This window comes from Rhizobium giardinii bv. giardinii H152 (assembly GCF_000379605.1).
Taxonomy (GTDB): domain Bacteria; phylum Pseudomonadota; class Alphaproteobacteria; order Rhizobiales; family Rhizobiaceae; genus Pararhizobium; species Pararhizobium giardinii.
The window spans coordinates 59,863-81,671 of the sequence record NZ_KB902657.1 but is presented as its reverse complement, the minus strand read 5'-3'; the positions used below and the strand labels follow the sequence as shown (position 1 = coordinate 81,671).

Annotated in this window: 21 protein-coding genes and 2 pseudogenes; 13 read left to right on the top strand and 10 right to left on the bottom strand. The window is 57.3% G+C overall.

All coding sequences use genetic code 11. The annotated features are described in order from the left end of the window. Positions 1–4 precede the first annotated feature (4 nt). The gene (locus A3AY_RS37865) at positions 5–340 is read right to left on the bottom strand and encodes a MarR family winged helix-turn-helix transcriptional regulator (RefSeq protein WP_210163014.1); all 336 of its coding nucleotides are present in this window, start codon (positions 338–340) and stop codon (positions 5–7) included. Between the two features lie 120 nt (positions 341–460). Between A3AY_RS37865 and A3AY_RS0114130 the strand changes: the two genes are divergently transcribed. Continuing rightward, positions 461–781, top strand: coding sequence for an ABC transporter ATP-binding protein (locus A3AY_RS0114130; RefSeq protein WP_154663293.1), 321 nt, complete (start codon positions 461–463; stop codon positions 779–781). Positions 782–925: 144 nt separating this feature from the next. Here A3AY_RS0114130 and A3AY_RS0114125 read toward each other — a convergent pair whose 3' ends face one another. Continuing rightward, positions 926–1,882, bottom strand: a complete 957-nt coding sequence (locus tag A3AY_RS0114125) for a LysR family transcriptional regulator (protein WP_018326315.1) — start codon at positions 1,880–1,882, stop codon at positions 926–928. A gap of 251 nt (positions 1,883–2,133) precedes the next feature. On the opposite strand from A3AY_RS0114125, the gene A3AY_RS0114120 reads away from it, so the two are divergent. From A3AY_RS0114120 to gfa, 6 genes are all read left to right on the top strand, one after another. Continuing rightward, positions 2,134–3,306: an ABC transporter substrate-binding protein gene (locus tag A3AY_RS0114120; protein ID WP_026203430.1), complete on the top strand. Its 1,173-nt coding sequence runs from the start codon at positions 2,134–2,136 to the stop codon at positions 3,304–3,306. A 63-nt stretch (positions 3,307–3,369) separates the two neighbouring features. Then, complete coding sequence (locus A3AY_RS0114115) at positions 3,370–4,596, top strand: cytochrome P450 (RefSeq protein ID WP_018326313.1); 1,227 nt, start codon at positions 3,370–3,372, stop codon at positions 4,594–4,596. Between the two features lie 11 nt (positions 4,597–4,607). Continuing rightward, the gene (locus tag A3AY_RS0114110) at positions 4,608–4,919 is read left to right on the top strand and encodes a 2Fe-2S iron-sulfur cluster-binding protein (RefSeq protein WP_018326312.1); all 312 of its coding nucleotides are present in this window, start codon (positions 4,608–4,610) and stop codon (positions 4,917–4,919) included. Next, a complete protein-coding gene (locus A3AY_RS0114105) occupies positions 4,916–6,163 on the top strand; it encodes an NAD(P)/FAD-dependent oxidoreductase (protein ID WP_018326311.1) in 1,248 nt (415 codons plus the stop codon). The genes A3AY_RS0114110 and A3AY_RS0114105 overlap by 4 nt, the downstream gene beginning before the upstream one ends. Positions 6,164–6,292: 129 nt before the next feature. Further along, positions 6,293–7,420 (top strand): S-(hydroxymethyl)glutathione dehydrogenase/class III alcohol dehydrogenase, encoded by a 1,128-nt coding sequence (locus A3AY_RS0114100; protein ID WP_018326310.1) that lies wholly within the window; start codon positions 6,293–6,295, stop codon positions 7,418–7,420. Positions 7,421–7,468: 48 nt separating this feature from the next. Beyond that, positions 7,469–8,044, top strand: coding sequence for an S-(hydroxymethyl)glutathione synthase (gene gfa / locus A3AY_RS0114095; protein ID WP_018326309.1), 576 nt, complete (start codon positions 7,469–7,471; stop codon positions 8,042–8,044). 303 nt (positions 8,045–8,347) lie between these two features. Here gfa and A3AY_RS0114085 read toward each other — a convergent pair whose 3' ends face one another. From A3AY_RS0114085 to A3AY_RS35280, 6 genes and pseudogenes are all read right to left on the bottom strand, one after another. Next, complete coding sequence (locus tag A3AY_RS0114085; RefSeq protein ID WP_083925977.1) at positions 8,348–8,692, bottom strand: FAD-binding oxidoreductase; 345 nt, start codon at positions 8,690–8,692, stop codon at positions 8,348–8,350. Continuing rightward, positions 8,673–8,993 (bottom strand): annotated as a pseudogene (locus A3AY_RS0114080) (FAD-dependent oxidoreductase); the annotation flags it as partial. The pseudogene A3AY_RS0114080 and the gene A3AY_RS0114085, both read right to left, overlap by 20 nt. A gap of 26 nt (positions 8,994–9,019) precedes the next feature. Further along, positions 9,020–9,175, bottom strand: a pseudogene (locus A3AY_RS0114075) (alanine racemase C-terminal domain-containing protein); the annotation flags it as partial. Between the two features lie 49 nt (positions 9,176–9,224). Beyond that, positions 9,225–11,666, bottom strand: coding sequence for a methyl-accepting chemotaxis protein (locus tag A3AY_RS0114070; RefSeq protein ID WP_245275918.1), 2,442 nt, complete (start codon positions 11,664–11,666; stop codon positions 9,225–9,227). Positions 11,667–11,895: 229 nt separating this feature from the next. Further along, positions 11,896–12,864 (bottom strand): PDR/VanB family oxidoreductase, encoded by a 969-nt coding sequence (locus A3AY_RS0114060; RefSeq protein WP_018326302.1) that lies wholly within the window; start codon positions 12,862–12,864, stop codon positions 11,896–11,898. A 110-nt stretch (positions 12,865–12,974) separates the two neighbouring features. Next, positions 12,975–14,216 carry an aromatic ring-hydroxylating oxygenase subunit alpha gene (locus tag A3AY_RS35280; protein ID WP_162709269.1) on the bottom strand — a complete coding sequence of 414 codons (1,242 nt, stop codon included), beginning with the start codon at positions 14,214–14,216 and terminating at the stop codon, positions 12,975–12,977. Between the two features lie 172 nt (positions 14,217–14,388). On the opposite strand from A3AY_RS35280, the gene A3AY_RS0114050 reads away from it, so the two are divergent. Beyond that, entirely contained in the window at positions 14,389–14,937 is a 549-nt protein-coding gene (locus tag A3AY_RS0114050; protein ID WP_162709268.1) for a TetR/AcrR family transcriptional regulator, read from the top strand. Between the two features lie 46 nt (positions 14,938–14,983). Here the strand turns inward: A3AY_RS0114050 and A3AY_RS0114045 are convergent, their stop codons facing one another. Both A3AY_RS0114045 and maiA read right to left on the bottom strand, forming a co-directional pair. Next, on the bottom strand, positions 14,984–15,427 hold the full coding sequence (locus tag A3AY_RS0114045) for a MarR family winged helix-turn-helix transcriptional regulator (protein ID WP_018326299.1): 444 nt from the start codon (positions 15,425–15,427) through the stop codon (positions 14,984–14,986). 51 nt (positions 15,428–15,478) lie between these two features. Next, positions 15,479–16,135, bottom strand: coding sequence for a maleylacetoacetate isomerase (maiA, locus tag A3AY_RS0114040; protein WP_234913208.1), 657 nt, complete (start codon positions 16,133–16,135; stop codon positions 15,479–15,481). Between the two features lie 105 nt (positions 16,136–16,240). Here maiA and hmgA point away from each other — a divergent pair, with 105 nt between their 5' ends. From hmgA to A3AY_RS0114015, 5 genes are read left to right on the top strand one after another with little or no spacing between them, the layout of a single operon-like run. After that, complete coding sequence (gene hmgA, locus A3AY_RS0114035; RefSeq protein ID WP_210163017.1) at positions 16,241–17,578, top strand: homogentisate 1,2-dioxygenase; 1,338 nt, start codon at positions 16,241–16,243, stop codon at positions 17,576–17,578. Positions 17,579–17,624: 46 nt separating this feature from the next. Beyond that, entirely contained in the window at positions 17,625–18,893 is a 1,269-nt protein-coding gene (gene fahA, locus A3AY_RS0114030; RefSeq protein ID WP_018326296.1) for a fumarylacetoacetase, read from the top strand. A 4-nt stretch (positions 18,894–18,897) separates the two neighbouring features. After that, entirely contained in the window at positions 18,898–19,848 is a 951-nt protein-coding gene (locus tag A3AY_RS0114025) for an MBL fold metallo-hydrolase (RefSeq protein ID WP_018326295.1), read from the top strand. 21 nt (positions 19,849–19,869) lie between these two features. Next, the gene (locus tag A3AY_RS0114020; RefSeq protein WP_018326294.1) at positions 19,870–21,504 is read left to right on the top strand and encodes an FAD-dependent oxidoreductase; all 1,635 of its coding nucleotides are present in this window, start codon (positions 19,870–19,872) and stop codon (positions 21,502–21,504) included. Further along, the gene (locus tag A3AY_RS0114015; RefSeq protein WP_018326293.1) at positions 21,497–21,694 is read left to right on the top strand and encodes a DUF2783 domain-containing protein; all 198 of its coding nucleotides are present in this window, start codon (positions 21,497–21,499) and stop codon (positions 21,692–21,694) included. Before A3AY_RS0114020 ends, A3AY_RS0114015 begins: the two co-directional genes overlap by 8 nt. Positions 21,695–21,809: the final 115 nt, after the last annotated feature.

The following is a 21,809-nucleotide window of genomic DNA, read 5'->3' as shown; positions in this document are numbered from 1 at the left end:
AGGGTTATCCGTCGAGAGGTTCGATTTTTTCAACATTCAATCGCATCTGGCACATCACCCGAAGGAACACCTCGAGGTCTTTTGGCTCAACGTCTGAGATGAGCTGCTCCTCGCGCCTCAAGGCAATGGCCAGAATGCTGTCGTGCAGAGTATAGCCTGTTGGCGTCAGACGCCAGTTTCTCCGGCGCAAGTCGGTTTCCGATGCTTGATCGCTTTTAACTAATCCCTGATTGTTCATAGTTGCCAGCGCCCTGCTGACTGCGGCCTTATCAAGAGACACGAAATCACAGATTCGGGCAGCTGGTCGGGCTCTGCAGCAAGCATTGATATTGTTCGCCACGCGACAATGCCAATTCCGAATTTTTCGAGATAGATGTCAGACGCTTTGCGGGTCAGCGCATTATTGATTGGATGACAAGAAATACGGCACATAGGTAGCAAGATCGAGGACTATCCTGTCGTGAGGACCGATCTTCATCGAGCTGGAGATTCTCGTCTTTTTGCTTCAGCTGCTGTCATCAACCTTCTAAAGGACTTGCAAAAAAGCCGCGGCCTGACCATGTTGTTCATAACGCACAATCTGGCGCTGGTTGGTAATTTGGCCGATCGAGTCCTTGTCTTCAACATGGGAAAAGTTGTTGAATTAGGTCCCGTCGCTGACGTCGTTGACAGACCCAAACATCCTTATTCCGGTCAGTTGCTGGAAAATGCATTGATCGCGGATGTGGAAGCACGGGCACATACCACTTCCGGCTTTCCTTTGATGCCGATTTCGCGCTGAGCACTCGTTGTCACGAGCCCGGGAGAGGGCTGCGTGAGAACCGCGCCGCCCGCAGGACCCAACAGTAAGACGGCGCAGGGTTAGGCTCAACGTACTCCGCCGCTTATTCATCGAAGGTCAGGAGCTCTTGTGCACGTCGAAAGCTCAGCCAGAGGCGTCGCCGAAGACAGGAGACTGCAGATCGGACGTGGGGTCACGGTTCAAATACAGTTTGGCGACGAGGTTCCGCATCCAGACCACCGCGAGATCGTTGTTAACGCGGCGATGCCAGAACTGCTTTAGTTCGATCGCCGGGATATCAAGGGGGGGCTGAAACGCCTTCACATTGGCACTACGGACAGCAAGCTGCCCGACGGCCCGGGGAACTACAGAAATCATATCTGAATTGGCGATCTGGAACGGAAGGCTCATGAAATGCGGTGAGCGCAACAGCACACGGCGCTGTAGGCCCATATCCTGCATCCGGCGTTCAAAAATTTCCTGACTTCGTCCTTCGGCGACCACGACCGCATGTTCGGCGGCCAGGAAGAGCTGGAGCGTCAGTGTGTCGCCTATAAGGGGATGGTCTTTGCGGACAATGCAAGAGAACGGATGGTCGAACAAGCTCTGCTGATAAAAAGCAGAATCGGAGAGGTCGGGGAAATACCCGAGGGCAAGGTCCACAAGACCGTTTGCCATCGCCTCCTTCAATTCACCCGGTCGCATTGAGACACAGCGGATGCTTGCCCGTGGAGCGAGTGCGCGCAAGGCTTTCAGCAGCTTCGGCAAAAAAACCAGCTCTCCGATATCAGACATCGTCAATGAAAAGACCCGTTCCGTTCCCGCGGGGTCAAAGGTCTGTTCCTGCATCAATTCAGAGCGGATCATGTCAATGATGCGGCGAACAGGGTCTGCGAGTGTTTCCGCAAAAGCGGTGGGCTGCATTGTCCCTCTGTGGCGAACAAACAACTCGTCTTTGAAGAACTCGCGCAGCTTGTTGAGCGAGAAGCTGACGGTTGGCTGGCTTATCTTCAGTCGTTGCGCGGTCAGCGTCACGCCTCGTTCGTCGTAGAGCGCTTCAAACACAAGGAGCAAATTGAGATCGAGCTGACGAAAATCCATGTCGCTAATATAGAATATTTATATAATTCTGTATACTGATAATGTTCGGGCGGCTATATTTGCCAAGTCGGTTTCGGATCGAGGCGTCTTGGAGAGGCGCACGGGTGAGTTCAGTTTTCTATCGATGCCATGCCAATCGAAGGGCAGACGTCTGCCTTTGGAGCGAAAGAGTCATCTCCCCTAGTCTAGGGCACGTAACATGGGCACGCTTTCAAGGTAGGCCTGCGGGAGGAGCAGCTATGCGGAAAACAATTCTGAAACTATCGTTGATGACGCTGCCAGCGACCAGTTTTATGGCTGGGGCTGCGCAGGCAGATATCGTCAAGGTCGGCGTAATTGCGCCGATGACCGGTCCGAAGGCCATCTTTGGAAAACAATTCACCGAAGCGCTTGCCGTCTACCAAAAGCAGAACGGCACGAAGGTCGGCGAACACGAGGTCGAATTCGTTATTCGCGATCTGCCGGACATCAATCCTGGTCAAGCGCGCGCGCTGGCGCAGGAATTGGTGATCCAGGAAGACGTGCAATATCTCGCCGGCTTCGAATTCACACCCAACGCGATGGCCGTGGCACCGATCCTAGAACGAGCAAACGTTCCCCTTGTCATCTTCAACGCAGCAACGTCGGCAATCGTCGGCGCCTCGCCCTACGCACTGCGCACCTCCTACACGACCCCGCAGGTGACCGTGCCAGTTGCCGATTGCGCGTTGAGGAAAGGGATGAAGAAGGTCGTCGTCATGGTCTCCGACTACGGCCCGGGTATCGATGCGGAGAGGGCCTTCACTTGGCGCTTCCAGGAGAACGGCGGAGAGATCATCGATACGATCCGCATGTCGACGAACACCACCGATTTTTCGCCGATGCTTCAAAGAGCGCGGAATGCCAAGCCAGATGCGATCTACATCTTTCTGCCGGCCGGGCCGTCGGCTTACGCTTTCATGCGGGCCTATGTCGACAACCATCTCGCTGGTGAAGGAATAAAGCTGCTCGGCACTGCGGAAACCGACGAGACCATGCTGCAGGAACTGGGAGATCCAGCCATCGGCATCCATACGGCCTACCACTACTCACAGGCCCACTCCAGCCCGGAAAACGACCGGTTCACCAGGGATCTGAAGGCCTTGTTTCCGAAGGCAGAGGCAAATTTCGCGTCTGTCGGAGCATATGACGGAGCGCATGTCATCTACAAAATGATCGAGGCGACGAACGGACGACAGGATGCCGCCAAGGCAGTCGAGGCTGTCAAAGGGCTCGAATGGGTCAGTCCGCGCGGATCAGTTAAGATCGATCCGGAAAGCCGCGGCATCATCCAGAACGTTTATATGCGCGTGGTCGAGAAGAACGGCGAGGGACGTCTCATCAACACCGAGATAGAGACTTTTCCGATGCAGCCCGACTGGGGCCATCTCGTCCCCAAGCAGTAAAATTTTCCGACTGAAGTGCCGCACCGGATGGCGCGGATCGTTAAGACGATGAGGAGCTAAGATATGAACGGGATTCAAGACACCACCGCCACAGCGCCTATGGCCGCTCAGACTCCGCCTCCGGTTTCAGACTTCGACCCATTTTCGATGGACTTTTTTCGCAATCCCTTTCCAGTCCATGAGTATCTGCGCAATCTCGGACCGCTTATCTATCTATCCGCATACGACGTCTATGCGGTCGCGCGCTACCAGGAGGTTCATCGCGTCCTTCATGACTGGGAGACCTTCTGCTCCAGCCGTGGCGTTGGCCTGAGCGATTTCGCCAAGGAGAAGCCTTGGCGTGCGCCGAGCCTCGTGCTTGAAAAAGACCCGCCAGAACACGATAGAGCACGTCAGGTGCTGTCCAAGATTCTATCGCCGGTGACGATGAAGAAGCTGCGAGAGAGTTTCCAGGCCGCCGCCGAGCGCAAGGTCGACGAACTGCTCGCACGCCGAAGCATCGACGGCATTACCGATCTGGCCGAGGCGTTTCCAATGTCGGTTTTTCCCGATGCGATCGGCGTGCCCTCTGAGGGCCGGGAACACCTTCTGCCCTATGCCGGTCTCGCCTTCAATGCATTCGGCCCGTCCAACGAACTTCGCAACGAAGCAATTGCGAAGGCATCACCTCACATCGCCTACGTCACTGAGCAATGTCAGAAGCACAATCTGTCGCCGACCGGCTTCGGCGCCCAGATTCACGCAGCCGTCGATACGGGTCAGATTACCGCCGAGGAAGCACCGCTTCTCGTACGCTCGCTGCTGACGGCGGGTATCGATACTACGGTGAATGGCATCGGGGCGGCGATTTACGCGCTTGCCCGATTTGACGACCAGTGGGATGCGCTGAAGGCCGAGCCACAACTTGCCAGAGCCGCGTTCGAGGAGGCCATCCGCTTTGAATCCCCGGTACAGACATTTTTCCGCACAACTACACGCGATGTGGAGATTGGCGGCCATGTCGTGCCCGAAGGATCGAAGGTTCTGATGTTCCTTGGTGCCGCCAATCGCGACCCACGCCACTGGAGCGAACCGGATACATATGACATCCGCCGCAGTGCCAGCGGTCATGTCGGTTTCGGATCTGGCGTTCACATGTGTGTTGGCCAGCTCGTTGCACGGCTGGAGGGAGAGCTGATCCTTGGCGCACTCGCGCGCAAGGTCAGCCGGATCCGCATCACCGGCGAACCCGTGCGCGCTTTCAACAATACTCTGCGGGGCTTGAAGAGCCTGCCGCTGGAAATCGAATAAGGAGTAGAGGCATGGACATTGTCTTTCTATCGCCCGACGGGAGCGAGCGCCGCGTAGTTGCACGCGAGGGAATGAGTATCATGGCCGCCGCCACCAGCAACGGTATTGGCGGGATTGTTGGGGAATGCGGCGGCAATGCCATGTGCGCGACCTGTCACATCTATGTCGATGACGATCGATTACCGCCTCTGTCGCCGGAGGAGGATGAACTGTTGGAAGGCACGGCGGACGAGCGCACGGAAAAAAGCCGGCTTGGATGTCAAATCGCGCTGACAGCCGAGATGGATGGTCTCCGCGTGCTGCTTCCGGAGCACCAGATATGACGCAGGAAATCGTCATCATCGGAGCGGGTCAGGGAGGTTTCCAGCTTGCTCTGTCTCTGCGCCAATCCGGATTTGCCGGCAGGGTGACACTTATCGGTAACGAAGGCTGTGCACCCTATCAGCGCCCGCCGCTTTCCAAAGCCTATCTCATGGGAAAGCTCGATGCAGCCGGCCTTGCCTTTCGCCCCGAGAGTTTCTTTCCCGAAAACGCGATTGACCGGATCGATGCGGCGGCAACCGGCATAGACCGACACGCGCAGACAGTTCTCATAGAGGGCGGCCGATCCATCCGTTACGATGTTTTGGTGCTCGCCACCGGTGCGCGAAGGCGAGAGCTCAATGTTGGCGGATCGTCACTGAATGGTCTCTACGGGCTTGCAACACGTGCCGATGCAGACAGCATTAAAGCCGCACTGTCACCAGACAGGCGTGCTGTTGTCGTCGGTGCGGGTTTCATCGGGCTCGAGTTCGCATCCGTTGCCCGTCATCTCGGGATGGAGGTCACGGTCATCGATGCCGCGTCGCGGGTCATGGCCAGGGCTGTCAGCCCGGCGATGTCCGCTTATTTCGAAGACTTTCATACAAATGCGGGCACATGCCTTCTGCTCGACGACGGGCTTTCACATCTTGAAGGCCAGGATGGGCGGGTCACGGGCGTCGTCACCGCTTCCGGCGAAAGATTGGCCGCTGATCTGGTCGTGGCGGGTGTCGGTGTTATCCCCAACGACGAGCTTGCAGCGGAGGCCGGGCTTGAGGTGCAGAACGGGGTCGTGGTCGACGACCATCTTGTCACGAGCGACCCGAAAATTTTCTCGATCGGCGACTGCGCCAGCTTCGTCCATGCGGAAACGGCCCTCAGGTTGCGGCTTGAGTCGGTGCAGAATGCCACAGATCAGGCACGGGCACTGTCGATCCGCCTCGTTACCGGTCAAGCCGTTCGCTATACGGCGGTACCCTGGTTTTGGTCCGACCAAGGGGAGCACAAATTGCAGATCGCTGGCCTTTCAATCGGCTGCGACGCGTTCGTAGAAAAGCGCGACGACAATGGCATATCTGTCTTCTGCTTCCGTCAGGATAGGCTCGTCGCAGTTGAATCCGTCAATCGTGTTGCCGACCATATGGCCGCTCGCCGTCTGCTGGGCACTGGCGCAAGGGGACCCAGCATATCAACCGTCAATGATGTTGGCTTTTCTCTCAAAAGCTTTGTGGCAAACACCAACTTGGTAGCGGAGGGCACGCGGTGACCACGGGCAGATTCTTCTCGTGACCAACACTCCGCCGCGCCACAGGCCGCTCGTCTGAGGGGCACTTTGCAGGGTTGCGCTGACGTGGCGGGATGAACAACACAAACACTATTTTGATAAGGAATTCATATGGACGTACGCGCCGCCGTTGCCGTGCAGGCAGGCAAGCCACTCGAAATCATGACCGTTCAGCTCGATGGCCCGCGCGCCGGCGAAGTGCTGGTCGAGGTCAAGGCGACCGGCATCTGCCATACCGACGAGTTCACGTTGTCGGGCGCCGATCCGGAGGGCCTGTTTCCGGCCATTCTCGGCCATGAAGGTGCCGGCATTGTCGTCGATGTCGGCCCGGGCGTCACCTCGCTGAAGAAGGGCGACCATGTCATTCCGCTCTACACGCCGGAATGCCGCGAATGTTATTCCTGCCTGTCGCGCAAGACCAACCTTTGCACCTCGATCCGTTCGACGCAGGGACAGGGCCTGATGCCGGATGGCACGAGCCGCTTTTCCATCGGCAAGGACAAGATCTTCCACTACATGGGCTGCTCGACCTTCGCCAACTTCACCGTGCTGCCGGAGATCGCGCTTGCCAAGGTCAACCCGGACGCGCCGTTCGACAAGATCTGCTATATCGGTTGCGGCGTCACCACCGGCATCGGCGCCGTCATCAACACGGCCAAAGTCGAAGTCGGTTCGACGGCCATCGTCTTCGGTCTCGGCGGTATTGGTCTCAACGTCTTGCAGGGCCTGCGCCTTGCCGGTGCCGACATGATCATCGGCGTCGATATCAACAATGACCGCAAGGCCTGGGGCGANAAGTTCGGCATGACGCATTTCGTCAACCCGAAGGAAGTCGGCGACGATATCGTTCCCTATCTGGTCAACCTGACCAAGCGCAACGGCGACACGATCGGCGGCGCCGATTATACATTCGACTGCACCGGCAACACCAAGGTGATGCGCCAGGCGCTGGAGAGTTCGCATCGCGGCTGGGGCAAGTCGGTCGTCATCGGTGTTGCCGGGGCCGGCCAGGAGATCTCCACCCGTCCCTTCCAGCTGGTCACCGGCCGCAACTGGATGGGCACCGCATTCGGTGGCGCGCGCGGCCGCACCGATGTGCCGAAGATCGTCGAGTGGTACATGGAAGGCAAGATCCAGATCGACCCGATGATCACGCATACGATGCCGCTCGAGGACATCAACAAGGGCTTCGACCTGATGCACGCCGGCGAAAGCATTCGCAGCGTGGTGGTGTTCTGAGCATCGGCTCTTCTGCGAGCCAAGATTTCAACATGGAGGAGAACTGCAATGTCCAGTCAAACATCGATACATCCGCTGCTCGACAGCGGAGTGAAAACGGGAAACGCGTCGTTCGCCGGAGGGACATTGGTGTGCGCCTGCACCGACCGTCCGGTCAAGGTCGCCGTCAAAGGGGCGGTTGGTCATAACCACGCCTGCGGATGCACCAAATGCTGGAAGCCACAAGGTGCGAAATTTTCGGTCGTCGCGGTCACCGCGCACGAGAACATCGAGGTCCTTGAAAACGGCGACAAGCTTGAAATCGTTGATTCGAGCGCGCTGATCAGGCGTCATGCCTGCAGTGTCTGCGGCGTGCACATGTACGGCCCGGTGGAGCGCGACCACGCCTTCCGGGGCCTCGACTTCATCCACCCGGAGCGCTTTCAGGAAGGCGACTGGCCGGAACCGACGTTTGCGGCGTTCGTTTCGTCAATCATCGAATCCGGAACCGCGCCATCGCAGATGGCGGCTATCCGCACGCGTCTGAAGGATATGGGACTTGAACCCTACGACTGCCTGTCGCCGGTGCTGATGGATGTCGTGGCAACATGGCAGGCAAAAAGGTCCGGCCTTTTGACTGATTGATCACACTGGGCAGTCGTCATACCCCTGAGAAGGCCGCGCTTCCCCTCCTGGAGCGCGGCCTTTTTGCTGTTGCGGCATCGGGCAGGGCTTCAATCCTAAACCAGACCGTACTCAACAAACCCTTGCGAAGGCTTGATGAAAAGCGGAGCTTCGCCGACCTGGCGAAGGGAATCGACGCCCCCCGCAAGTTGGCCGATCGTGGAGACCGTGAGTTTGCGAAACGCATACAATGATATCTGCGTCAGCTTCCAGTCCGCAGGAGCCGACGCCTTCTCGGGCGCACCTGTGGAATCTTTGTTCGCATTAGGGGCTTGGGGTGGTTGCAATCACCTTTTCCGGGTTCAGGATGGCGGCCGGATCCAGTGTTTTCTTGATCTGCTTCATCAGCTCCAGTTTTCCTGGGTCTGCCATCTCGCTAAGCGAATGAACTCTTTTCGTGCCGATCCCATGTTCGGCAGAGAAAGAGCCGCCTTTCCAGACGATGTCATGGTAGAGCACCGCTTCAACGGCGGCTGTCTTTTCCGGCGTCATGTCCGCACCCGCCGCATTTAGCACGATGTGCAGATTTCCATCAGCGAGATGGCCAAAGAGATACGGATCCAGATCGGGATCGATAGAACTTAACTCCCTGGCTTTTGTTAAGCGCATAGCGGGCAGAGGTGCAGTTGCGCAGCATCTGCGCCATCCAGGTCAGCATCGACATGTCGATCCTGGGGCGCAGGATGAGCGGAGCATGCTCCATGAACAGCCATTTCATCGCCTTCATCGGAATGTCGGGCGCTGCCCAGGGCGAGCAATAGCCGAAGGAAACCTCGCCAGCATTGGCAAAACTGGTCTCCAGCGCCGGACCGGACTGGCGGTCGATGACCGTGACCTCATGGCCTGCTCGCGCAAGCTGGTAGGCCGATGTGACGCCGACGATGCCGGCGCCGAGAACGATGATTTTCATGATGCCCTCGATTGAAAGAGACGGTGTCAGCGATAGGTGCGCTGGTAGCGGTTCCCGAGACCGGTCAGGATTTCGTAGGAAATGGTGTTGGCGTCGCGAGCCACGTCTTCCAGCGTCTGGTGCGGGCCTAACATCTCGACGCGGCTGCCGAGCGTGAGGCGGCCAGCCGAGACGAATACGGCACGGCTGGAGATGAATTTAGCCGGCACCTTTAGGGCATGTTGTATGCCTTTACGCCGCCATGCGACCCGCGTCCTGGTTGCGCCCGATGCGGAACTGCTCCAGGCGGTTCGTCAGGGCTCTGACCTCGCTGGCAAGTGTGTGGGTCGCCGCATTGGATTCTTCGACCATTGCAGCATTCTGTTGGGTCATCCGATCCATCTGTCCAACGGCGGTATTGATCTCTTGAAGGCTGCTGGCCTGTTCGCGCGCGGCGCCCACAATGGCCTCCACGTGGCGATTAATCTCTTGGACCTCTTGTACGATCGTCTCCAACTCTTCACCGGTCTGTCCAACGAGTGAAACGCCTTCCGCAACCTGACTGCTCGACGTGTTGATGAGAGCCTTGATCTCCTTTGCTGCCTGCGCAGAGCGCTGCGCCAGCTCTCGAACTTCCTGCGCTACGACAGCGAAGCCCTTACCAGCCTCACCAGCACGGGCGGCCTCTACGCCAGCGTTAAGGGCGAGAAGGTTGGTCTGGAAAGCGATTTCGTCGATTACGCCGATGATATTCGATATGGAGCCAGCGGATCGCTCGATGGCACCCATGGCATCGACGGCGCGACGGACAACAATACCAGACTGCTCCGCCCTTTCCCGGGTTTGCGAAACTCGCTTACCAGCGGTCTCGGCACGTGACGTGGAGTCCTTTACCGAACTCGTGATTTCCGCGAGCGCCGCTGCAGTTTCCTCAACGGATGCCGCCTGCTGCTCAGTTCGACGGGCCAGATTGTCGGCGGCATTTCGAATCTCTTCGGATCCGCCATGAATGGTGTTGGCGTTCTCGGAGAATGCGAGCATGGCATCTTCGAGCGTTTCAACCGAGTGATTAAAATTGAGGCGGATTGGGTCGAGAGAAGCGGTAAAGGGTTGCCCCAAGCGAACCGTCATGTCGCCGCCTGACAGTCTCTTCAGGCCCTCTGCGAGTTCGTGGACTGCAAACTCCACCTCAGCTTCCTGTGCTTCAGAAATGCGCGCACGTTCAATCCGTTCGGCTTCCTGTTGCTCACGAGACAGTTCTGTCTCGCGTTCGAGTTCGATCTTGCGCCTTCCGGCATTGCGCAGGATCTCCAGTGCGCGCGCAAGGTCGCCGATTTCATCGTTCGTTGCGGTGTCAGACAAGGCCACGTCAAAATTGCCTCGCGCCAATTCAGTAGTCTGGCTGATGGCACCAGCGATGCGCCTGCTGAAGCGGCTCGCGACGAACCAGCCGGCAAGGCACATGACAATCGCACACGCTACGATTGTCGCAGTAGAGGTGATGATCATCCGATCCAGATCAGCCAGAACCACTGATTTTGGCACTGAGACGATGACATACATAGTCGCGCCCTCGAAAGGGGTGATCCGCTTGGAAACGGAAATGTCTGGAGCGCCGCCCTGTCCAAATGTTTCGGCATAACCGGTCTCTGTTGATACCAAAGCATCCAGGGATTGGCCATTTTTGGTGTCATCGGTCAGCGGTTTTGTCAGGAGTGCCGCATCTGAATTGACGATAAACGTCTTACCAGCAGATATCAGCATGACGCTGCCAACACCCATTGGCTTTGCCGAAGCCAGGCGGGCGGCAATTGTCTCCAGGTCGAAATCCATACCCAACGAGCCCGCAGTTTTGCCATTGATATGGAGCGGCATTGCGATGGTCGTCATTAGCAGCTTCTTGTCGCCGATCGGGTATAGATAGGGGTCAAAAAGCAGTGCCTTTCCTTGCGGTAGCGCTCCTACCACGCCGGCTAGTTGGGGGTCATCGTAGCCTGGCGTAACCATGCTTCCCACCCCGGCGCCATCACGGAAGAAATAAGGCACCAATCGACCGGTCTGGTCGTGGAGTGGCTTTCCGGCGAATTCCTTGTCTCGTCCATCGAAAGCATCTGGATTCCAGACAGTGAAAGCCGCGAAGGCCAAAGGATTGTTTCCTACCGTTTCGGACAAAATGTCGTTGACGGTGGCGCGGCTCTCATTATTTGCATGTTTCTGCAGTTGCGAGAGTGTCGTCTTGAGGTCGAAGACAGTTTTATAAGCGTCGCGAAGGTCGGCTTCGACCTGAAACGCCACAGTATTTGCCTCCGTGGAGACCTTCTCGATACTTTGGTTGTAAGCGCGCTCATAGGACGTCAGGAAGAGTGCGCCTGCTACAGCAAGCGTTGATACCAAACCTAGCCCTACAATCGAGAAGGTGTTTCTGAGTGTTGCAGATCGAAACATAGGATTCCTCTTTGAAGCGGCAGGTCGCATCTGCGAAACACGCAAGAAATCAGTGACGGACGCCGGCGGTAAAGTTGCTATCGCAACTACTGTGTAATCTGAAAATACTAATATGGCGTCAACGCGATCGTCACTCATAGGTGTCGGCCTTTCGTCGGGAGCGGCTACGCTTTTGCCTGAAGCGACAGGGAGTAAGGTCAGGTCCGCGCGAGTCGAAGCGGTGGCGATGCGAGGGGTGGAGATCGTCATGCGCGATATTCTGGCTCGGGCGGGCGGTGATGTTGCCACCTGATACCCGGTGAGGGTTTTACGGGAGCTCGCCCTACTACATGATCTGCTCTGATAATCGTTCAGAGACGTATTGCTTTAGGTGCGGGAACCACAAAAGCACCAAGTGCTGACTGTGGGTTCAAATAGCTCGGGCTTCTAGACATGATTGTCAGGCTATGTAGGGTTGCGATAGCGGATTCCAGCACAGTCACAAATCGAGGACGAGTTTGGGTGTACAAGAACGTGAACAGCAGATCGTCATGATCCTATTGCTCGCCCGCTCGTCATCGGAAAGTAGATCGTCGTCTCGGTGGTCGGGCACACCCTCCAGAACAGCTGTCAGGCAGGTGCCGCAATAGCCTTTCTGACAGGCGCTTTCAACTTGTATGCCGGCTCTGCGAACGACGTCCAGCACCGAATCCGAAGGCGGTACTTCGAGGAAAAGACCTGATCTACGAAGCTCTACTTGAAACAAGTTGTTCGTCGCCCCGACGCGGTCGTCATTCTGAGATGAAGGGGCGAAGACCTCCCAATGAAGATTAGCTTGCGCCCATCCGCGCGCCTTGCCGGTTGCGGAGACAGCATCGATTAGGCCGCGCGGCCCACAAACATACACATGTGCGTCGGTTTCCAAGCTGTTGAATAGTAATTGTATGTCCAGTCCTTGGCTCGGGTCGCCATTATCAAAGATGAACGTTGTGTTCCCGTCACCGAGTTGTTCGACTTCTTCAACCAGTGCAGCCTGTTCGCGCGTCCGGGAGCAGTATATCAGGCGCCAGTCTCTTCCCTGCTGGTGGAGTTCCCGAGCCATTGAGATGATCGGGGTGATACCGATGCCGCCTGCGATAAGTACATGCGAGGCCCCATCTTCCACCAGAGAAAAATGGTTGGCAGGCTTTGAGATAAATAGCCTAGCGCCCTCGGTGAGCGCATGCATTTCTTTCGAGCCTCCACGTCCGGAGGCCTCATGGAGAACGGCGATGTCGTACGAGTTTGGAGTCCGCGACCGCATCAGGGAGTACTGCCGGACCGTGCCGGATGGCAAGCGAACCTGAATATGCGCTCCTGCGCTCCAGGTGGGAAGAGTCCACTCCTTCGAGGTAAGCGTGAAAGTTTTCACGCGCTCTGTCTCCTGTCGAATACCGACAACGACTACCTCGATCCAATGCTCGTTCATACGTTTCCTCCTCGTAAGCCCGACAGCCAGTGATCGTCTATCGTGGTATAGCGAAGGGATCGTAACGGGTTCTGGAAAGGACCCATCACGATCACTCTCTCGCACATTAATCAGAGTGCCTGCGGCCTGGCCGACACCGCTTCCATGTACCACTTTGCAAACTCAGCGATCCGGCGTTCCTGGGTGGAGTAGCGGCCGGGCTGGTATCGCGCGGAGTTCACCCCCAGCTGATTGTTTTCGGTGATCGTCTTGTCTTCGCCAAGTGTTACGTCCCAGACCCTCATCAGATCGGCTGGCTGATAGTCCTGTCCTTCCACCGCGTGCGGAGCGACCAGCCATATTGCCTCGACATCGGTCTGGTGAGCCGACTTCGGGATGAAGTGAAAGATCACTGCGTGATCGTTGTTGACGAGGACGGTGCCTATTGGATTGAAAACGCATCCTGTTTGACCGCCGTCGAAAACACCAAATTCGGTCATTAAGGGAGCAAGAGGCTTTCCATCCAGGCTTTCAGTTTTGGCATCATCCGCAATTGGCAGACGATTGCCGGACCGGAAGTAGACGCTCTCCGCATTGTCTGCGAACATGCCGACCGGATAGCCCAGACCCTCGGAATGCTCCTCCCAGCGTTTCAGCTTTTCTTGGTAGAGAATTGTGTCCTGATCGTCTCCTGATCCCGCGCCTGCGCCGAATGCAAGCATTTTCATCTTGTCATGGACCGAGCAGTAGGTCGGGTGAGCGGAGTTGCAGTGGTAGCATTCAAAGAAATTCTCGACGACGAGCTTCCAGTTGGCGGCTGTCGGATAAAGTTTTCGCGCCGCTATCTTCGCGGACGCCAGACCTTGTCCGCGCAAAAGCGCGCCGAAGGGAGCGCAGAAGGCGTCAAAGTCAGGGGGAGTCCCTTTCATGAAGTTCAGGAAGATGAGGCCTTCGAACACTCGAACATGAGCTGGCGCCAAAGCGACATTTGTCGGATCGAAATCCGACGGCATGAGATGAGCACCGCGAAGCTTGCCGTTCAGGTCGTAACTCCATGAATGATAGGGGCAAGTCAAAACGCGCTTATTGCCTTCATTCTCCAGACAGATCCGTGATCCGCGATGGCGGCAGACATTAAAGAACGCATTGACGTCGCCGCTGCGATTGCGGATGACGATCACGCTTTCGGCGCCAAATTCGAAAAGAAAATAGTCGCCAGGTTTCGCAATCCGGCTCTCGTGGTCGACAAGCAGCCATTGGCTGGTCGAGAGCATTTCCATATCAGCGTTAAATGTCATTCCGGATGTGTAAAAAGACTGGGGAAGCGAGTGCCCCTCTCTCCATTCCGCAACTCCTGTCTCTGCAGATGCCATGAACCCCTCCATTTGTTTTATAGTGGTTTCATCCGTTGGTGCGCTACGCGACCGCAGGTGAAATTGGACTTGAACTGGTGACATTACAGGGACGCGACGCTAGATCAGAAGTCCAATAGCTGGTACGAAACATACATACCTTCTGGAAGGTATGTATCAAGGGGGCTACATTTTGGCAAGAAGAAAGTTTACTCGTGAGCAGATGATTGCAGCAGCACGAGACATTGCCCTGCACCGTGGCGCCGGCCGTGTGACATTGGAGGCGGTTGCAGAGGTCATCGGATCGACAAAGGGCGCCGTGCTCCACACCTTTCCCAACAAGCTAACGCTTTTGGAAGAGCTGCTACGTTCAATGTGCCAGGAATGGGATCGTCGTTTTGACGAGATCCAGTCTAAGACGACCGGTGATGCCTTGTCTGCCTACATTGAGACCTGGGAGCAGAGCGACCCGCAAGCGCCATCATATCTCGAGGCTGTTGCCGTGGCGAGGGCGGAAGATCCCAAGTTGCTTGAGCCAGTGAGGCAGGCCTACCAACGCTATGGAAATCTCATGCAACTTGACGGGCCTATCGCCACCGACGCGTTGGTGGCCTGGATGGCATGTGAAGGTCTGGTCCTGCTTGACCTTCTGGGACTACATCGGTTTGATCAAACCACAAAGGACGCCTTTTTCTCCCGTTTGAAAGCTATTGCGGCAGCCCACAATGGTGAAGGCACCTGAAGTCGCGTGCTAACGTATGGCGCTTAGTGAGGGCGTTGGGTAGCCGTCAACGCTTCATCAGCATCCCCAGCAAATGGATAAGTTCGGCAGAAATCTGCTCCCCAAGGTCTGCCCGCAATTTTCTATCATACTCGTTTGCGCGATGGCCAAGATCGCGGAACACAGTCATTCCCTGCTCAGTAAGACTGAGAAATTCTGCCCGTCGGTCATCCTTGCTTGGCGTTCGCAGGAGAAGACCTCCCGACTCAAGCGTGGAAACGGCTCGGCTAACTTTGCTCTTTTCAATATGAGAGATGTCGCAGATGTCTTTTGCCGTCATCGCGCCGAACTTGCCAAGGTTGGCCATGACGCGCCACTGCGTGCGTGTCATCCCGTAAAGATCAACATAGACCGCCTGAAATGAGCGCGAGGTCGCTTCCGCCGCCTGATTGAGCAGATAGGGGAGAAACTGCTCTAGATCGAATTCAGGGTCCGTATCGTGCTCTGCCATTCCGACTTCCATTGTCCTGCCGCCCTAACGTGCCACAGGATTCGGAACAAGTCACGATTGGGGACTTGCCCTGTCTGGATGGGCGTCAGCAAATGCCTCTAGTATTTCTAGCCGCGCGGCGATAGCCGCAGTTTTTGGGAACTCAGCCATATCCACGTTCCAGCGCGTCGCGTTGTAGACCTGCGGAACAAGGCAGATATCGGCAAGGCTAACCACGCCGCCGTGGCAGTATTGGCTTGGGCGTCTGTTCTGGGCAAGCATGGCTTCGAAATCGGCAAGACCATCACGGATAAAATGCTTCATCCAGTCTTCAAGAGTCGTTCCGCCAAGCGAAACTGCATAACGCGCGACGCGGAGATTGCAGACCGGGTGAACCTCCATTGCTATCGCATATGCCAGCGCCCGGATACGCGCCTTCTCCAGTGAGGCCGAGCCAAGCCAACCGGCGGCATGCGTCTCGTTGAGATACTCAAGAATGGCAAGTGATTGCGTTAGGATGACGCCGTCAATTTCGAGCGCGGGCACAAGCCCCTGAGGGTTGCGAGCGAGATAGTCGGCGCCCCGCTGATCGCCCCCAAGCAAATCAACGGATACGCTTCGATAGGGCAATCCAAGCAAATTTAGGCCGATCCGCACCCTGTAGGACGCTGAAGACCGCCAGTAGTCATGAAGAATCGCCTGCATCACCGCTCCTGCCTTACCATCCATCAAACTTTATCTTGACAAAGTTGTGAATGCAACTAGTTATTTGATCGATCAAAAGACCTGCTCCTTCAGGAGGAAACGATGCACCACCATCCGCTTGCCCCAGGCATGACCCGAGCACTCACAAATACGGGCCCCCATGATGGTTACATGCCCGGGTTCGGAAATGATTTTGAGACCGAAGCGTTGCCCGGCGCGCTCCCTCAGGGGCAGAATTCGCCGCAAAAATGCAGCTACGGCCTCTATGCAGAGCAGCTATCCGGGACTGCCTTCACCGCTCCGCGAGGGCAGAACGAGCGTACCTGGTGCTACCGCATACGCCCTTCAGTCAAGCACACCGGGCGCTTTGCGAAGATCGACATCCCACATTGGAAGTCTGCTCCACATGTTCTGCCTGACGTGGTCTCATTGGGTCAGTATCGTTGGGATCCAATCCCGCATGCCGCTGAAAGGCTGACCTGGGTGACTGGCATGAAAACGGTGACGACCGCCGGCGATGTGAACACGCAGACCGGCATGGCGAGCCATGTCTATCTCGTGACAGACTCGATGATCGACGAATATTTCTACTCTGCCGATGGCGAACTCCTCGTGGTACCGCAGGAAGGCAGGCTTCGCTTCTATACGGAGCTGGGGGTGATCGATCTTGAGCCGAAGGAAATCGCCATCCTGCCACGCGGTCTGGTCTATCGCGTCGAGGTTCTGGAAGGGCCTTGCCGCGGGTTCGTCTGCGAGAATTATGGTCAGAAGTTCGATCTGCCCAATCGCGGACCGATCGGAGCCAACTGCATGGCCAATCCACGGGATTTCAAGTGCCCGGTCGCCACATTCGAGGATCGCGAGGCGGCTTCACGCGTAATCCTGAAATGGTGCGGTCAGTTTCATGAGACCAACATCGGTCACTCCCCGCTCGATATCGTCGCATGGCACGGCAATTACTGTGCATACAAGTACGATCTGCGCACCTATTCGCCCGTCGGCGCAATCCTGTTTGACCATCCCGACCCATCCATTTTCACGGTGCTGACGGCGCCATCCGGGCAGGAGGGAACCGCCAACATCGATTTCGTTCTGTTTCGCGAACGCTGGATGGTGGCCGAGCATTCCTTCCGCCCGCCGTGGTACCATAAGAACATCATGTCCGAGCTGATGGGCAACATCTACGGGGTGTATGATGCCAAGCCACAGGGCTTTGCGCCTGGTGGCATGAGCCTCCACAATTGCATGCTCCCGCACGGACCCGACCGCAATGCATTCGAGCATGCTTCGAACGAGCCGATGGTTCCGCAGTTCCAGTCGGAGACCATGAGCTTCATGTTTGAGACGCGCTTCCCTCAGCACCTTACGGAATGGGCGGCCAAGGACGCGCCGATGCAGGACGATTATATCGACTGCTGGGACAGTCTGGAGAAGAAGTTCGACGGCACTCCGGGCATAAAGCCGTAAGCAGCCCACAGGTTGACGTACACCTCCTTAAAAATGGATTTTCAAAATGCCGCTGAAACGCAGCTGGGTCGAAGGCGCCAACGATGCGGGATGTCCTTTCCCGCTCAACAATCTGCCGTGCGGCGTCTTTTCCACCGCGGACGGTGCAAGACATTGCGGCGTAGCCATAGGCAATCGGATTCTTGATGTGACGGCACTGGAGAAGACGGGCTTGATCAGCCTGGACGGGGGGCCGATTCTCGATCAGCCCCGGTGGAATAGCGTGATGGCGGCCGGTCCCGCAGTCTGGGACGCACTGCGGTTGCAACTGACTGAACTTCTCCAAGAGGGCGCCGCGCGTCAGGGCGCGGTCGCGGCCCATTTGGCGCCGCTTGCAGGGGCCAAGTTGCATCTGCCATTCCAGGTCGTCGAGTACACCGATTTCTATGCGGGCCGGCATCATGCCTTCAACGTGGGCACTATGTTTCGAGGGGCGGAAAACGCGCTGCCGCCCAACTGGCTGCATATTCCGATCGGCTATAATGGCCGCGCCTCGTCGGTGGTGGTCTCTGGCACTGACGTGCGTCGTCCTTGGGGACAATTAAAAGGCCCCGATGATGTGGTGCCGCGATTTGCTCCGTCGCAGCGCTTCGATATCGAACTGGAAATTGGCGCGGTGGTTGGCCTGCCCTCTAAAAGTGGGCAACCCGTCACCGTGGCCGAAGCGGATGCGATGATTTTTGGATACGTGCTCCTGAACGATTGGTCGGCGCGTGACATCCAAGCATGGGAGTATCAGCCGCTCGGACCATTCCAATCGAAGGCGACTGCCACGACAATCTCGCCCTGGATCGTGATGAAGTCGGCCCTTGAGCCTTTCCGCATCTCGACACCGGTACGTGAAGTGCCGCTTCTGCCACATCTGGCGGAACCGGGGCCGCTGCTTTACGATATCGACCTCGAAGTCGGCCTTACGCCTGAAGATGCCGCCGAAACGATCCTCAGCCGCACCAGTTACCGGGAAATGTATTACTCGGCAGCACAGCAGCTCGCCCATCATACAACCGCTGGCTGCCCGATGAATACCGGCGATCTTCTCGGCTCCGGTACGATTTCCGGACCGCTGAAGGAAAATCGCGGCTCCCTGCTCGAGCTCAGTTGGGGTGGCAAGGAACCCCTCACGCTTGAGAACGGAGAGACGCGCACCTTCCTTCAGGACAACGACATCATCACCCTGCGCGGAGGTGCAAAGGGTAACGGCTACATCATCGGTTTTGGTGAGTGTACGGGACGCATTCTTCCCGCACTCGCTGACCCTTACTCACGACAAGGATAGTTCCATGGCCAAAGCATTTGCTTCGCAAGGCGACCTCGCCGACAAGAAGATCAGCTTCACAGAAGTCGGGGAGGGTCTCTATGCCTTTACCGCCGAAGGCGATCCTAATTCGGGCGTCATCATCGGTGATGAAAGCGTGATGATCGTTGAAGCTCAGGCCACGCCGCGTCTGGCGCAAAAGGTCATCGACTGCGTCCGCACGGTCACCGACAAGCCGATCAGCCATGTTGTGCTGACGCACTATCATGCGGTGCGGGTGCTCGGGGCCAGTGCCTTCAACGCCGGCCAGGTAATCATGTCGGAAGCTGCGCGTAAGATGGTGGTCGAGCGCGGGCAGGAGGATTGGGAAAGTGAATTTCAGCGCTTTCCACGCCTGTTCCAGGGTCATGAGTCCATTCCGGGTCTGACTTGGCCTACAACGACCTTCAACGGCAAGATGTCTGTTTTTCTGGGTAAGCGCCGCGTCGATATCATGCAAGTCGGCCGCGCTCATACTGCCGGCGATGCCGTCATTCACGTGCCAGACCAGAATGTCATGTTCACGGGCGATATCGTCGAGGCGCATTCGGCCTGCTATTGCGGCGACGGGCATTTTGCCGAATGGGGTGCGACCCTGGAGGCAATCCGCGCCTATGACCTCGCGGCCATCGCACCGGGCCGCGGCGATGCAGTGATCGGCCGCGATGCAGTGAATGGCGCCCTCGACCGAACCAGGGATTTCGTGGACTCAACCTACAAGCCGGTGGTGCGCATTGCCGCACGTGGGGGCTCGCTCCGCGAGGCATGGGACGCTGTGCGTTCCGAGTGCGATCCGAAGTTCAAGGATTATGCCATCTACGAACATTGCCTGCCGTTCAATGTGGCGCGGGCCTATGACGAGGCGCGCGGTATCGACCATCCGCGTATCTGGACAGCCGAGCGCGACATGCAGATGTGGGCAGACCTTCAAGGCTAACCGTTTCCCGGAGGAGGGATCATGAGAACTCCCGTCACGGAGCGCTACCCGCTAGCGTTCCGCCTGTATCCTTACGTCAAGTCACCGGACCAGACCGCCGTAACGCCGATCAGGCACAAGGTGGTCGTCGCTGGCGGCGGGCCAGTGGGGCTTGCAACCGCACTCGATCTTGGCCTGCGCGGCGTTCCGGTTCTCGTTTGTGACGACCAGGAGGGAGTGGGGCTCGGCAGCCGGGCCATCTGCTTTGCCAAACGAACGCTGGAAATATGCGATCGCCTTGGCGCGGGTGTGTCTATGCTGGCGAAAGGCGTGCAATGGAACATTGGAAAGGTCTTTCACGACAACAGGCTGCTCTATGAGTTCAATTTGTTGCCGGAAGACGGTCATGCCTTTCCCGCCTTTATCAATCTCCAGCAGCCGCTGTTTGAGAAGTTCCTCCATGAGGCCATCGTCAAGGCGCAGAGCCAGGGCGCGCCAATTGAGATTCGCGGCAGCAACCGTATCGACGCCGTGGTGCGGCATGAGGATCACGTAACGATCGATGTTATGACACCGGACGGTCCTTATGTGTTGGAGGCGGATTGGCTAGTCGCATGTGATGGCGCTCGCTCTCCCATACGTTCCATGCTGGGTCATGGCTTTGACGGACGCGTGTTCGAGGACAACTTCCTGATTGCCGACGTAAAGATGAAGGCGAATTTTCCGACCGAGCGCTGGTTCTGGTTCGAGCCGCATTTCAAGTCGGGTGACAGCGCCCTTCTTCACAAGCAACCCGATGACATCTGGCGCATCGATTTCCAGCTTGGCTGGAATATCGATCGGCAAAAGGAACTCAAGCCGGAGAATATCAGAGCGCGCGTGAGCGCAATGCTCGGGCCAGATGTGGACTACGAGCTGGACTGGTGCTCGATCTATACATTCCAGTGTCGCCGCATGGAGAAGTTCCGCAACGGGCCGGTTCTCTTTGCTGGGGACTCGGCGCATCAGGTGTCGCCCTTTGGCGCACGCGGCGCGAATTCAGGCATGCAGGACGCCGACAATCTCGGCTGGAAGCTTGCCCTCGTGGTGCAGGGACTTGCGCCTGATACGCTGCTCGATAGCTACGACAGCGAGCGGGTCTACGGAGCGGACGAGAATATCGCGAACTCGACGCGGGCGACGGATTTCATTACCCCGAAATCAGCCATTTCAAAGCTTTTCCGCGACGCCGTGCTCCAGCTCGCCGAGACTGTTCCCTTCGCGCGAACGGTCGTCAACTCCGGTCGTCTGTCCATGCCTTGTACCTACGATGGTTCTCCACTAAATGGTCCTGACGTGGCGAGCTTTCCTGCCCGAACGCGACCCGGGAGCCCCTGCCCGGACGCGCCTATCGGCGCTGACTGGTTGCTTCGCCTGCTTGGCGGCAATTTCACCCTTCTTGCTATCGATGCCGATGTTCCGACGACATTTTCCGCCTGTGGCATCCCGTTGAGCGTACTCTCGGTCTCAGGCCGTGACAACAAGGCCCTTGGCGAACGCTATCTCGGGAATGCGACGAGCGCTGTTTACCTTATACGCCCGGATCAGCATGTGGCCGCGCGCTTCGAGCATTTCGATGAAGAGGTCGTCGCCGCCGCCGTTGGCCGCGCCATTGCAAAGGATGTCGTGGATGCTTGAGACTAGGCCCAATTTCGACCGGCCCGACGAATCCTATGCGCTTTTGATCAAGGCGCATGAGGGCCTTTCGGAAGCCGAGAGCCACGCCATGAACGCCCGTCTGATCCTCATCCTGATGAACCAGATCGGTGATCATGCCGTCATCGCCGAGGCACTCGCCCTTGCACGAAACGTGCGTGCTGCGACCTGACGGTGTTACCGGCATTATCTGTCGGATCGGCTCGTGAAGCAGGGGCGTGGTGGCTTTGCGAGGAAGCGGCCACACCAACAGGGTGCGTCGGTCGAAGTGAGTTGGCTACTATCCG

Bases quoted from the DNA above. Each gene is read 5' to 3' on its own strand.
- A3AY_RS0114125 (WP_018326315.1), bottom strand. From the start codon at position 1,882: ATGGATTTTCGTCAGCTCGATCTCAATTTGCTCCTTGTGTTTGAAGCG.
- A3AY_RS0114115 (WP_018326313.1), top strand. From the start codon at position 3,370: ATGAACGGGATTCAAGACACCACCGCCACAGCGCCTATGGCCGCTCAG.
- A3AY_RS0114110 (WP_018326312.1), top strand. From the start codon at position 4,608: ATGGACATTGTCTTTCTATCGCCCGACGGGAGCGAGCGCCGCGTAGTT.
- A3AY_RS0114105 (WP_018326311.1), top strand. From the start codon at position 4,916: ATGACGCAGGAAATCGTCATCATCGGAGCGGGTCAGGGAGGTTTCCAG.
- gfa (WP_018326309.1), top strand. From the start codon at position 7,469: ATGTCCAGTCAAACATCGATACATCCGCTGCTCGACAGCGGAGTGAAA.
- A3AY_RS0114085 (WP_083925977.1), bottom strand. From the start codon at position 8,692: ATGCGCTTAACAAAAGCCAGGGAGTTAAGTTCTATCGATCCCGATCTG.
- A3AY_RS0114070 (WP_245275918.1), bottom strand. From the start codon at position 11,666: ATGACGATCTCCACCCCTCGCATCGCCACCGCTTCGACTCGCGCGGAC.
- A3AY_RS0114060 (WP_018326302.1), bottom strand. From the start codon at position 12,864: ATGAACGAGCATTGGATCGAGGTAGTCGTTGTCGGTATTCGACAGGAG.
- A3AY_RS35280 (WP_162709269.1), bottom strand. From the start codon at position 14,216: ATGGCATCTGCAGAGACAGGAGTTGCGGAATGGAGAGAGGGGCACTCG.
- A3AY_RS0114045 (WP_018326299.1), bottom strand. From the start codon at position 15,427: ATGGCAGAGCACGATACGGACCCTGAATTCGATCTAGAGCAGTTTCTC.
- maiA (WP_234913208.1), bottom strand. From the start codon at position 16,135: ATGGATGGTAAGGCAGGAGCGGTGATGCAGGCGATTCTTCATGACTAC.
- hmgA (WP_210163017.1), top strand. From the start codon at position 16,241: ATGACCCGAGCACTCACAAATACGGGCCCCCATGATGGTTACATGCCC.
- fahA (WP_018326296.1), top strand. From the start codon at position 17,625: ATGCCGCTGAAACGCAGCTGGGTCGAAGGCGCCAACGATGCGGGATGT.
- A3AY_RS0114025 (WP_018326295.1), top strand. From the start codon at position 18,898: ATGGCCAAAGCATTTGCTTCGCAAGGCGACCTCGCCGACAAGAAGATC.
- A3AY_RS0114020 (WP_018326294.1), top strand. From the start codon at position 19,870: ATGAGAACTCCCGTCACGGAGCGCTACCCGCTAGCGTTCCGCCTGTAT.
- A3AY_RS0114015 (WP_018326293.1), top strand. From the start codon at position 21,497: ATGCTTGAGACTAGGCCCAATTTCGACCGGCCCGACGAATCCTATGCG.